This window comes from Cellulophaga sp. Hel_I_12 (assembly GCF_000799565.1).
Lineage (GTDB): Bacteria > Bacteroidota > Bacteroidia > Flavobacteriales > Flavobacteriaceae > Cellulophaga.
Map to the genome: position 1 here is coordinate 1,834,274 of NZ_JUHB01000001.1, position 12,497 is coordinate 1,846,770.

A 12,497-nucleotide genomic window follows, 5' to 3' on the forward strand; every position below is an offset into this window, starting at 1 on the left:
GTCCTAACCAAAATGGCTAGGACTTAAATTTATTTTGAATTGGAAGTTCTGGCGCTTAATAGCTCCACATGTCTTGTTCTTTGTCTCGAATAGTTTCTTTGATTCTTTTCGATTCTAACAATTGAAATAATGAGTTGTCAGAAATATAATCTTTGATGGCACGATCTCCGTATACGTTATCTTCTTTATAGATTACGGCATCAAAACGTCGAGCGTTTAATAGCATATCGAATGAGATGGGTTGTGCTGAATTTCTTTGATTAAATACCTTAGCTTCATGAAGTACTTGACGTGCTGCAGGGTACCATACCCAAAACAAAGCCACTTTATTCTCTTCTTGATCCATAGATTCATCATCAATAAAATTCACATCTGGAGCTCTAGGAGCAATACCTAATAATCGGTATTTTAATTCTCCTTGACGCTTATCAAAATACCACATTCCTTTAATTAGGTATTCTTCTATGTCTGCTGCCGTTAAATCTCTTTTATTGATGTACTCAGGAGAAATTTGCTCACCAGCATTGTATTGCTCGTAACCAAATTCAGTGGTATCAATTTTTTGCATGGTTGCTTTTAACGCAGCAAATTCTCTTTTTTCAGTAAAATAAGAATCTGCATAAATATCTTTAATTTTTCCGTTCTTGATATTTCTAATCAATACGTCATATAAAGATCTTCTATCTGACCCAATATCAACCGTATCTATAGGGTAATATAAGGGAAAGTTAACACGTTCGTCTAAATCAATTACTTCCCATACGGTTTTAGACCATAAAACATCTCTATCATCTACATACCCGTAATTTAATGGACCATCATTGTCCATTTCAATCTGAGCTTCGGTTTTTTTCCCGATGTCACTTGGCGTCTTGGCATTTAATACGTTTGCCTGAGCCAACATAGAAAAGGGTAACAACGTTACTGCTCCGATTACTAAAACATTTTTCCAATTCATTTTTAAAAATTTATTTTGTTTTTACACCTTTATCGAAATTTGCCACAAATCTTTTACATTTAAAAGATTTGTGACTCCTTCCTATAAATTTTACTTCTAGTTGGTAAGCTCAACCACTACTGGCGATACTTTCTTTAACTTGTACGTTTTGTTATTTGTAATATACGCTTCGATATCAAAAATCTGCACTGCATCTCCACGACCAGCTCTTTTTAAAGCCGATATAGCAGCAGCATTTAATTTGTTACCATTTACCACAACTGTTGGTTGTCCAGGAACTTTAAATTTAAAGCCACCTACTGCAAGATTTAAATCGAAATCAAAATCTTCTAAAATAGCACCTACTGTAGATATTTCTAAGTTAGATTTTGGCATTTTAGCGGTATTGGTTTCTCCTCTAATAGATCCGTTTGGTCTTGGAATATCTTTAATTCTAAATTCAGATTTTGAAGATACCACTTGACCGTCAGGTAATTTACCAGAAGCGGTAATCGTCACTGTTCTACCCGTTTGAGGATTTAATACGTACTTACTTCCACTCACCGAATTTAGTCCAGGTGCTGAAGCACTTACTTTGTTATCCGGTATTCCTGGGATAGAAATAGACATTGGGTTAGCAACGCCACGGTATACTACATTCATTTTATCAGCTGCTATTAATGCCGCACTTGGTTTCGATATGGTGGCGAAAGAATTATTCACTACCACTGGAATTTCAACGCCATCTTGCATAAAGTACAATGTTCCTGCAACTACGTGATCTCCCGGGTTACCAGCACCTATTAGCATTTTAACGCCTCCAGCTTCAATCTTATAATCTGTTCCAGCTACTAACTTTCTACCATCAAGCGTTAATTCTGCTTTTACTGGTGTTGAAGTGTTGTCTGTTTTACTTATGATAATTTTACCATCGTATTTTTCTCCAGAATAAAAAGCTGATTTAGAACCGAAAAGTGATGTTTGAAAGTTCTTTAAAGAAACTTGATTCGTTAAGTTACCTTCTAACATTGACTTAAGCGCATCTTCTTCTGTAGATTTAATATCGGCTTGTAAAGCTGTAATTTTGGTTAAAGAAGCAATCAATGGAAAACCTTCATAATGATAATTAATCCAATCTTGCTTTGTTTTATCCTTTTTCTCAACTTTACCATTAGCATCACCAGTTTCAAATCTAGCAATTACTGATGCCTTTAATCTTGAAGGCACTAATTCTGAAACTTTTGAACGGTAATCTTGAATTCTTTTCATGAATTCTTTACCACCTTCTGCTAAGTTATCTCCACTAAAGAATTTTTGATCTAAATAGTCTGATTTATCCATCACTTGATAATCTGTTGGGTCTTCAACACCCATCATCATTTCTTTTTTGATAGCTTCTAGATAATCAAAATACTCTTGAGATAATTTTTGAACTTCTTGACCTTTTTTATAGTCATCAGCATATTTAGCCGCATCTTCATTAGCCTTTGTTTCAAGACCATTTAAAAAGGCTAAGTTATTATCTGCTGTCTTCGCGTTAGAAACTTCTAACTTTTCGTTCATAAGACCGAAAGCTGCTAGAACTTCTTTACTCATATTTAGGGCAAGCATACAAATGAAAACTAGATACATTAAGTTTACCATCTTCTGCCTTGGGGATTGTTTTCCTGACGCCATTTTTTTCTAATTAGTTTAAATTAATTTGATTTGGGTTTGTAAATAGTACTACTAATTAGTTTCTATTCATAGCTGATAACATACCACCGTATACTCCATTTAAAGAAGATAAATTAGTAGATAATGATGCCATCTGATCTTTTAAAGCCGTAGAGTTTTGAACTACTTCTTCGTTAATTGAAGCTTGTCTGCTAGCACTTTCTAATTGTACTTTGTAAAGGCTATTTAAGGATTCCATCTGCGCTGCAGCGTTCACCATTTCTTCAGAATACTTCTTCGTAGACTGCATAGCATCTACTGTAGGAGCGATACCTTTAGCAGCACCTTCAAAGTTTCTGATGCTTGTACCTAAGCTTTCCATTAAGCTTGCATCTACACCTGCTTCTTTTAATAAATCATCTAATTTTTTAGATAAAGAAGCTTCTGATTCCTGAATATCAGCTTGCGAATTTGATCTCGCCATGCCTTCTCCACCTGATAATTCAGGATATACTAAAGACCAATCGTATTCGTCTTCTAAAGGTTCAAATGCACTAATAGCAAAAATAAGTGCTTCTGTGATCAAACCAATTGCAAGAAGTACGCCTCCGTTTAATGGACCTAACTCCCAGTGTAAAATTTTGAATAATGCACCAATAATTACGATCGATGCTCCAAGCCCATAGGCCATGTTAAATAATTTTTTTGTTGCTTTTGACTGTGCCATAATGTTAATTTAATTTTAGGTTAATGTGAATAAAAATAAGGATTTGGTTTTAATTTAATTTGACTTTATTTAATTTGTTGTTTACTTGATATTTAAGGTCTGTTTAAAGGCTTGTTTTCTTCAACGCCCATATAATCTTGAACGGTTCTAAAACCTACATAACTACGTGCGGAATCTTGGTATTCATAATCTCTTGTACTCACTTGTAAAAAGTAAGCTACATCTTTCCATGAACCACCACGAATTACTTTTCTTGCATTTTGACCTGAACCTGCATTTGGATTCATTGTGGATACATACTCGTAAGAGTTAGGATCATAGCTAGAGTCTGTCCATTCTGATACGTTCCCCGCCATGTTGTATAAGTTGTAATCATTAGGCTCGAACGATTTTGCTTCTACAGTATATAGCGCTGTATCTGCGGCATAATCTCCACGTTGTGGTTTAAAGTTTGCCATAAAGCAACCCGTATCACTTATAACGTAAGGACCACCCCAAGGGTAACTTCCTCCTTCAATACCACCTCTTGCAGCATATTCCCATTCTGCCTCAGTAGGTAATCTAAACTGATTTACGAATTGTTTTCCTGCCGATTTTTGGTCGTCATTTTTAAATTTCGTTCTCCAGTTACAAAAGGCTTTAGCTTGTTTCCAAGTCACGCCAACTACTGGATAATCACTATAGGCATCATGCCAGAAATAATCATTATGCATGGGTTCGTTATACGAGTATGCAAAATCTCTAATCCAAACTGTGGTATCAGGATAAATCTCTAATTCTTCTTGTTTGATAAAATCTTTTCTACTGCCTTTGCCTTTCGCACGAGCAGCAGCTTCAATATCCATCCAAGAATATTTGTATTTTAATTGTGTAACATCGATAGTACGTTGCCCATTATAAGACTCTTCTTCAGGGATGTATAATTTATCCATCACCTCAACATAGTACTCATCTGGGTATTCTGAGGTTTCCCAGATTAGATCTTCATCTAAGTTAAGCGCACGACCTTCATAATCCAGTCCTGCATAATTATCCGCCATATACTTTTCATACGCCGATAAATTTTCTTCGTCAGCATCTTTAAATGCATATTCTCCAATACCCCCATCAGCCGGTCCTAAACCTAGTTCGTCAGCTAAAATTGCAAGTTTGGTTCTTACGATAGAATCACGTACCCATTCTACAAATTGTCGGTACTCACTGTTCGTAATTTCAGTATCGTCCATATAAAAGGAGCGTACGGTAACTGTTTTGGTTGGCGCATTGAGAATTTGAGCTTGATCTTCTTCACTCTTACCCATAATATAGGATCCCTGAGGAATTAGCTCCATACCATAAGGCTTTTCTGGATACCATTTTTTTCCCTGAGCTCCAACTAATTCTCCTTTTGTTTTTGACCCACAACTGCTGAGTAAAAACGCAAACGCTATAGATGATAACAATAGCTTCTTCATACTTTCGGTTAAATTTCGATTAAGACTGTAATTTGATAAACACATTTGTTACTCTCTAAAACTATGTTTTGATTGTTTTATTGTGTTTAATTGTATTATACTTCAAAAAATATTTTTAATTAATTAAATCCTTTTTTATAGGCTTTAAACCATCGTTCAGGAATTATTTGATTACAAGCATCGTAATAATCCTGTTCCATGCAAGGTAATAACGCAGAGGAGTTTGATTTATTATGTGAAGTTAAAATAGTTGGTACTTCTACCCACCAACGACTTGTGAGATTACTTTTGTAGTAGATTAAATCTTCATCGTCTGTTGGTACTATAAATTTGGTGAAGTCTTCCGAGTTAATAAAAGGAGATTCTAGTACTCTATAGTTGTGCCCTTCTATGAAATACCATAGTATTTGAGCAATTAATTGGTATGCTTGTGGGGTGTTGTCGGACTCATAGACCCCAAAAACATTTACTTTATCGCTAATACCTGCATATCTTGCAATAGCGCAAATTTCTTTTCCAGTAAATCCGTTGGGTGAAAAATTTTCAGACATGGAAATTTCGCTGGCCTTTACCGCTCTAAGGTCAATGCTTACAATATTTGCATCTCTAAGCACAGGTTCTGCTAGGCCGATATCCGAAGAAATTTCACCTAATCGATAGGCGTCAAAAAACAAACGCTCCATTAAATCGATCTCTTCTTGGGCACAAAAATAACTTTGATAGCCTAAATTAGAAAAATTAAAAAGGTTCGTAGGCTTGTCTGTTATAATTTTACTCATGTACGAGTGTGAAGAAATAAGATCATCTTCAGCACCAAAATCAAATCGGCTATCTACAGCCACCAGGTTGACCATATTTCGCAAACCATCAAAAGCCCTATAGGTCGGGTAGGTAATATCTTGTGTGGCACCGATAACAATAGCGACAATATTTTCCTCTAAAAGTTCGGCAATTATTTCTTTTACTACGAAATAGGTGTCATTTACTTCTTCCCCTTCTTCTATATCGCCCAAATCCACAATGGTTCCGTTCCAGTTTCCCATCATCAACTTGTACAACTGAAGCCTTATTGCAGATAAATTTAAGCCCTCCGTTTTTTTTTCGAAAGCGTTTCTTGATTCATTTACACCAATGATAGCAAAGGAAGCGTTGGCGAGTACTGGTAAGCCTTTACGCTCCGTATGTTTATGAATTTTATTCCCTAAGGCTTGTAAAGGTAATAATTCGCAATGCGCCAATAGTTTATCATGAACTGGAACTAAAAAATCAAATGCCATTCTTTATGGGGTGTTGGGTAAACATGTTTAAGGTTAGTGGTTCATTCATTAAGAATAAAAACTCCTATCCATTTCAATTTTGCCTAATTGGTATTTCAAATTTAGTATTTTTTGAACTTGCGCTTGAATTTTAAAATTTATTTTTTCTTCGCTTTGGCTTTTGGTTTGGCTTTTGTTGATGCTTTCTTTTTGGGTGTCTTAGCCTCAATCATTTTTTGAGCTTGTTCTAAGGTGATTTTTGTGGCATCCACATCTTTGGATAATTCTATCTTAATTTTACCCTTTAAAATAGTATGTCTACCCCATCGTGCTTTTTCAACACGAATACCTTCTTCTTCCCAATTATGGATGACCTTATCTATTTCTTTTTGCTTTTTAGTTTCAATAAGTTCTTTGATATCTTCTTTTGACAGCGTATCAAAGTCGTACTTTTTACTTACATTGATAAACATCCCATCCCACTTGATAAAAGGTCCAAAACGCCCTGTTCCTTTGGTTACTTCTTTATTTTCATAGGTGGCTATAGGTGCGTCTGCTTTTTCTTTGGCTACAATAAGTGCAATAGCCTCATCAATTTCTATGTCAAATGCGCTATCTCCTTTTTCAAGAGAAACAAATTTATCGCCGTATTTCACATAGGGTCCAAAGCGACCAACATTCGCCAGTATTTCTTCTCCTTTATAAGTACCTAGGGTTCTAGGTAATTTAAAAAGCTCCATCGCTTCTTCAAAAGTGATGTTATTCAAGGATTGGTCTGGCAGCAAACTCGCAAAAACAGGTTTTTCTTCTTCTTCCGCCGTTCCTATTTGTACCATGGGTCCAAACCTACCCAAACGAACTAATACTTGCCTTCCTGATTTTGGATCTGTACCTAAAATACGCTCCCCACTTGCCCTGTCGGCATTCTCCTCTACATCTAATACCTTTGGATGAAAATCTTTGTAAAAATTTTTCATCACTTTTTGCCAATCTTCTTTACCCTCGGCTATATCATCAAAATCTTCTTCGACTTTAGCCGTAAAGTTGTATTCCATAATACCTGAAAAATGACTCACTAAAAAGTCTGTAACAATCATCCCAATATCCGTAGGCACCAATTTTCCTTTGTCAGAGCCTACATTTTCAGTTAAATTATTCGTTTTTATAGCATTATTTTCCAGGACTAACTGAGTGTATTTGCGCTCAACGCCCTCAATAGTTCCTTTTTCCACATAGCCTCTATTTTGTACGGTAGAAATAGTGGGTGCATAGGTCGATGGTCGCCCAATTCCCAATTCTTCTAATTTTTTTACTAAGGAGGCTTCTGTAAACCTATAAGGCGGTCTTGAAAACCGTTCTGTCGCTGTGATATAATTATTAATTAGCGCTTCACCTTCTTTCATCGCTGGCAGCATTCCTTCCTGTTCTTCTGACAGATCTTCATCATCTAGATCTTCCATATAAACCTTTAGGAAGCCATCGAATTTAATCACCTCACCATTGGCAGAAAATTCTTCTTGATGTCCTGAACAGCTTATTTTTACATTGGTTCGTTCCAGTTCAGCATCACTCATTTGAGAAGCTAAGGTACGCTTCCATATAAGTTCGTATAATTTTTCTTGATCGCGCTCAAGAGAAACGTTTTGCAGTTTCATGTCTGTTGGACGGATCGCTTCGTGCGCTTCTTGTGCGCCCTTGCTTTTACCTTTAAAATTACGCGTATTGCTATACTTCTTGCCATAATTTTCCACAATGGCTTCTTTGGCAGCGTCTAAAGCTTCTTTTGATAAGTTAACACTATCGGTTCTCATATAGGTGATAAGCCCTGCCTCGTACAAACGCTGTGCTACTTGCATGGTGCGGCCTACTGAAAAGTATAATTTTCGCGAAGCTTCTTGTTGTAAGGTGGACGTGGTAAAGGGGGCTGCGGGTGATTTTTTTGCAGGTTTCTTGTCTAAGTTGGCGACCACAAAATCAGCCTTCATATTTTGCTTTAAAAAAGCTTCTGCTTCTTTTTGCGAAGAAAATGTTTTGTTCAATTTGGCTGAAAATACACTGCCTTCAATAGTTTTAAATTGAGCCGTTATTTTATAGGATGCTTCTGTTTTAAAACTATCAATGTCTCGTTCTCGTTCCACAATTAAGCGAACAGCTACAGATTGTACCCTACCCGCAGATAAGCCTGGTTTTATTTTTTTCCATAATACGGGCGAAAGCTCATAGCCTACCAACCTATCCAGTACACGCCTTGCCTGTTGTGCATTTACTAAATCGTAATTTATTTCTCGAGGGTTTTCTATAGCCTTTAAAATAGCCGCTTTGGTAATACTATTAAATACAATACGCTTGGTTTTCGATTTTTCTAATCCCAACTCTTGTTCTAAATGCCAAGAAATGGCTTCACCCTCGCGATCCTCATCACTCGCTAACCATATTGTATCTGCCTTTTTTGCTAAATCTTTTAATTTTTTTACTAAGGGCGCTTTATCTTTACTGACAATATATTTTGCACTAAAATTATTGTCCACATCTACTCCAAGTTCTTTCGAAGGTAAATCAGCAATGTGCCCGAAACTAGATTCGACCTTAAAGTCTTTTCCTAAAAATTTTTCGATTGTTTTTGCTTTTGCTGGTGACTCTACGATAACTAAATTCTTTGCCATTAAGTAATTTTTGGTTTTACAAAAGTATATGAATTTTTTTATTTAATGGGCTACCCTAAGCATATAGCTTTAAAATCGATTTCATAGAGCATAAAAAAACACGCTTAAAATCAGCGTGTTTTAGGTTTTGATCAGCCAATTTTATAGTACTATTTTAAAGACAAGGTACTTAATAGTGTAATTTTATTTTCTAAATATTCATATTGATATAACATTTCATCACCAACCATTAACAAACCATGCTCTAAAGGAATGACATCAAAGGCTTTTAGGTCTTTGAAATGATTTAGCGACTTTAAATTCATTACATCAGTTTTATCGTATACTTTCAAGCCCGAATCACCGTCACAAACAAAAATTTTATTTTCTTTTATACCCAATCCGTAAGGGCCATCCATGGCATAAGATTTCAATAAGGTTGGATGACTTAGATCTTTGATATCAATGATTAACAAGGCGCTCTCAGCTGCTCCGCAGGCATTACCGCCTCTCAAGGTTACATAGGCATAATTTTCATCAGCAACTACAGGGTCGCAAGCGGTACCATGAGTAAATTCTGAGACTAAAGCAGGTGTTGCAGGGTTGCTTATCGCATAAATGTACATCCCTATTCTACTTCCTAAAAATAAATTTTCTCCTAAATTAAATATGGTTTCAATTTGAAATCCCGCAAATACCGGTTCTAAAGCTTGAGGGTTTTTGGGATCTTGAATATTAAAAATATTAATGTTATTCTGATCAACGGCATATAAATAATCAGCAACAATTTTAAAACGAGCTAAGGAGCCACCTTGCCCCACAGTTCCCGCTTCACTGCTATTCATGGTATTTACGAGTGCAAAGTCCCAACCTCCAAAACGATTTTGTGTTTCTGATATTAATCTACGCTCCGTGACGGTTTGCCAACCAATCAATATTTCTGTATCATAATCATAGTTCGTATTTTCAAATACATCCACTTCTGTAGGCCAATTTACATAGCCATTTAAAACATTTTCTAAGCGATTGATTACTTTAATAGCTTCCATATTAGAAATGTCAATCACCACCAAATCAGTTAAGCTATCGGCATACAGCAGATCGTTTTTTACGGATATATCAACATTCCCTGGAATTTTAATATAGGCGATTTTTCTAGGTGATTTAGGATTGCTATTATTAATGATATGTATTCCTTGATATTTATCGTTAATAAAAATTAGATTCTTATACACGTAAATTTTACCTGACTCCTCAATAAATTTTGGAGGCAAAATTTGTACACTATTTTTAAATTCTTCTTTAGAAATCGTTAAAGGTTTTGCTACAAGGTAATCTGCATACAGGCTATCATCTTCATCGGTACAAGAAACTAAACTTATCGTAAGCATACTTAAAAATAAGAGCATACACTTTTTCATGTCGATTTTTATTTAATTGGTTATTTCTTAGATGCTTAAAGTTTAATTAGGTTGCGCTAGATTTCAAAAGTTTTGATAAAGTATCGTTTTAAGAACACTTTTAGTATCGATGGGTAGTTCTAAGAGCGTTTCTTGTCGTAAAGGCTTAAAATTAAAAGGCTTTTCGGTGAGCACCACACCACTTTTAAGTTTTAAACGGTTTCCTTGTCCTGTAACCAAGTCCAAATTAGGCGTAAAAGCAAATGACGGTATATGTTCTGTGATGATGAAGTATGTATAGCCTCGCAATTTTGATGTGACTTCTAAAATTTCAGCATTAGAGAGGTGTTGCAGTACTTGCCTAACGATGGCAACATCGGCCTTTGGTAGATCATCTTTACAAACATCTAAGGTTTTAAAAGTCAGATTTTGATCTTTATAAACCAACTTGTTTCGTTCAATTAAATCGTCGACAATATCAATGGCAAAATATTCTTTAGCAAAGCTCACCAATTGATGCCCCACATTAAAATCACCACAACCCAAATCGCATACGGTGATAGGGGCTTCAAAGCCTTTTAAAAAATTTTTTACAACTTCAACATAAGGGTTTACAAGGGCTAGGCTATGAGAACCATCGCCAGAATAAAAATCAAACTCCGCGCCTCCCCACATACTTTTTTCATAAATCTGATGCATTACCGCTTGAGTAGGCCATCTTTTTTTAGATTTTTGAGTTTTTCTTTGAGGGCTCATAAAAGTCACTTAGAGGTTATCGTAGTTGCGTTCTGTGCAAAAATCAACATTTAAAGTTAGAACACAAATTTCACTAATTTTTAACTGCCACTTTGACAGAACACCGTTAAAAATAGTATCTTTGACCCTTTACAAATTTTTTGATTGTTATTCGTATTCCATGGCCGAGAAAATTATAGATGAAGCACTACAAGGGCAATCGCTTGTATTAGACAAAACTTTAGGCAATAACCGTAAGCTTTACATTGAAAGTTATGGTTGTGCTATGAATTTTTCAGATAGTGAAATTGTCGCCTCCATACTTGCAAAAGAGGGTTTTGATACAACGCAAGAATTAGAGGAGGCAGATCTAGTTCTGGTGAATACCTGTTCGATTCGAGAAAAAGCCGAATTAACAGTTCGTAAGCGTTTACAAAAATTTAATGCCATCAAAAAAACACGCCCGCATTTAAAAGTTGGCGTTTTGGGATGTATGGCCGAGCGTTTAAAAAGTAAGTTTTTAGAAGAAGAAAAAATTGTGGATATGGTGGTGGGGCCTGATGCCTACAAAGATTTACCCAATTTAATTCAAGAGATTGATCAGGGCCGTGATGCTGTCAATGTAATTTTATCTAAAGAAGAAACCTACGGCGACATTAGTCCGGTTCGTTTAAATACAAATGGTGTTAGTGCCTTTGTTTCGATTACGCGTGGTTGCGATAATATGTGTACTTTTTGTGTCGTACCTTTTACTAGAGGTAGAGAACGTAGCCGTGAACCACACTCTATTTTACAAGAAATTCAAGATCTTTCCGATAAAAATTTTAAAGAAATTACCTTATTAGGTCAAAATGTAGATAGCTATTTATGGTATGGTGGCGGACTCAAAAAAGAGTTTGTCAATGCTACAGAAATGCAAAAAGCAACGGCCGTAAATTTTTCTAGCTTATTGGAAATGGTAGCCAAGGCGTTTCCTAAAATGCGGATACGTTTTTCTACCTCTAATCCTCAAGATATGACCCTTGATGTCATTAAAACCATGGCGAAATTTGATAATATTTGTAATCATATTCACTTACCCGTGCAAAGTGGCAGTAATCGTATTTTGAAGGAAATGAACCGATTACACACCATTGAGGAGTACCTAACTTTGATTGAAAATATTCGCAAAATTATTCCTGATTGTGCCATATCTCAAGATATGATTGCTGGTTTCCCTACCGAAACTGAAGAGGACCACCAAGCCACGCTCGAAGTGTTAAGAAAGGTGAAGTACGATTTTGGATATATGTACGCCTATTCTGAAAGACCAGGCACCATGGCCGGCAGAAAGCTCGAAGATGATGTACCTGAAGCAACTAAAAAAAGAAGATTGGCAGAAATTATTGCCGTACAACGCGAAAGTGGCCATTTTAGAACCAAACAACATGTAGGTAAAATTGAAGAGGTTTTAATAGAAGGACATTCAAAAAAATCGGATGCAGATTGGATGGGAAGAAATTCTCAAAATGCGGTTGTGGTATTTCCAAAAGGATCCTATACTGTAGGTGATTTTGTGCAGGTAGAAATTATCGATTGTACTAGCGCTACATTATTAGGACGCCCAGTCCTTCGAACTCCCAAGGGGGAACTTTAAAACATTATGTAAAATGACGAATAATAATACGGTTACAATTAAAAAATCAAGTTT

The 12,497-nt window shown here is 35.9% G+C and carries 9 protein-coding genes; 1 reads left to right on the plus strand and 8 read right to left on the minus strand.

From position 1 onward, the window contains the following. Positions 1 to 55: 55 nt before the first annotated feature. From gldN to GQ45_RS08210, 8 genes are all read right to left on the minus strand, one after another. Positions 56 to 958, minus strand: coding sequence for a gliding motility protein GldN (gldN, locus tag GQ45_RS08175; protein WP_047416607.1), 903 nt, complete (start codon positions 956 to 958; stop codon positions 56 to 58). 96 nt (positions 959 to 1,054) lie between these two features. Further along, positions 1,055 to 2,614, minus strand: a complete 1,560-nt coding sequence (gene gldM / locus GQ45_RS08180; protein WP_047416609.1) for a gliding motility protein GldM — start codon at positions 2,612 to 2,614, stop codon at positions 1,055 to 1,057. A 55-nt stretch (positions 2,615 to 2,669) separates the two neighbouring features. Then, on the minus strand, positions 2,670 to 3,320 hold the full coding sequence (gene gldL / locus GQ45_RS08185; RefSeq protein WP_047416611.1) for a gliding motility protein GldL: 651 nt from the start codon (positions 3,318 to 3,320) through the stop codon (positions 2,670 to 2,672). A 92-nt stretch (positions 3,321 to 3,412) separates the two neighbouring features. Next, positions 3,413 to 4,774 carry a gliding motility lipoprotein GldK gene (gldK, locus tag GQ45_RS08190; RefSeq protein WP_047416613.1) on the minus strand — a complete coding sequence of 454 codons (1,362 nt, stop codon included), beginning with the start codon at positions 4,772 to 4,774 and terminating at the stop codon, positions 3,413 to 3,415. A gap of 119 nt (positions 4,775 to 4,893) precedes the next feature. Next, positions 4,894 to 6,051, minus strand: coding sequence for a formimidoylglutamase (locus tag GQ45_RS08195; RefSeq protein WP_047416614.1), 1,158 nt, complete (start codon positions 6,049 to 6,051; stop codon positions 4,894 to 4,896). 137 nt (positions 6,052 to 6,188) lie between these two features. After that, positions 6,189 to 8,693, minus strand: coding sequence for a type I DNA topoisomerase (topA, locus tag GQ45_RS08200; RefSeq protein WP_047416616.1), 2,505 nt, complete (start codon positions 8,691 to 8,693; stop codon positions 6,189 to 6,191). 149 nt (positions 8,694 to 8,842) lie between these two features. Further along, positions 8,843 to 10,093, minus strand: coding sequence for an LVIVD repeat-containing protein (locus tag GQ45_RS08205; RefSeq protein WP_047416617.1), 1,251 nt, complete (start codon positions 10,091 to 10,093; stop codon positions 8,843 to 8,845). Between the two features lie 63 nt (positions 10,094 to 10,156). Further along, positions 10,157 to 10,828 carry a class I SAM-dependent methyltransferase gene (locus tag GQ45_RS08210; protein ID WP_047416619.1) on the minus strand — a complete coding sequence of 224 codons (672 nt, stop codon included), beginning with the start codon at positions 10,826 to 10,828 and terminating at the stop codon, positions 10,157 to 10,159. Between the two features lie 160 nt (positions 10,829 to 10,988). On the opposite strand from GQ45_RS08210, the gene miaB reads away from it, so the two are divergent. After that, complete coding sequence (gene miaB / locus GQ45_RS08215) at positions 10,989 to 12,443, plus strand: tRNA (N6-isopentenyl adenosine(37)-C2)-methylthiotransferase MiaB (protein ID WP_047416621.1); 1,455 nt, start codon at positions 10,989 to 10,991, stop codon at positions 12,441 to 12,443. The last annotated feature ends 54 nt before the right edge of the window (positions 12,444 to 12,497 follow it).

Bases quoted from the DNA above. Each gene is read 5' to 3' on its own strand.
- GQ45_RS08205 (WP_047416617.1), bottom strand. From the start codon at position 10,093: ATGAAAAAGTGTATGCTCTTATTTTTAAGTATGCTTACGATAAGTTTA.
- gldN (WP_047416607.1), bottom strand. From the start codon at position 958: ATGAATTGGAAAAATGTTTTAGTAATCGGAGCAGTAACGTTGTTACCC.
- gldM (WP_047416609.1), bottom strand. From the start codon at position 2,614: ATGGCGTCAGGAAAACAATCCCCAAGGCAGAAGATGGTAAACTTAATG.
- GQ45_RS08210 (WP_047416619.1), bottom strand. From the start codon at position 10,828: ATGAGCCCTCAAAGAAAAACTCAAAAATCTAAAAAAAGATGGCCTACT.
- gldK (WP_047416613.1), bottom strand. From the start codon at position 4,774: ATGAAGAAGCTATTGTTATCATCTATAGCGTTTGCGTTTTTACTCAGC.
- miaB (WP_047416621.1), top strand. From the start codon at position 10,989: ATGGCCGAGAAAATTATAGATGAAGCACTACAAGGGCAATCGCTTGTA.
- GQ45_RS08195 (WP_047416614.1), bottom strand. From the start codon at position 6,051: ATGGCATTTGATTTTTTAGTTCCAGTTCATGATAAACTATTGGCGCAT.
- gldL (WP_047416611.1), bottom strand. From the start codon at position 3,320: ATGGCACAGTCAAAAGCAACAAAAAAATTATTTAACATGGCCTATGGG.
- topA (WP_047416616.1), bottom strand. From the start codon at position 8,693: ATGGCAAAGAATTTAGTTATCGTAGAGTCACCAGCAAAAGCAAAAACA.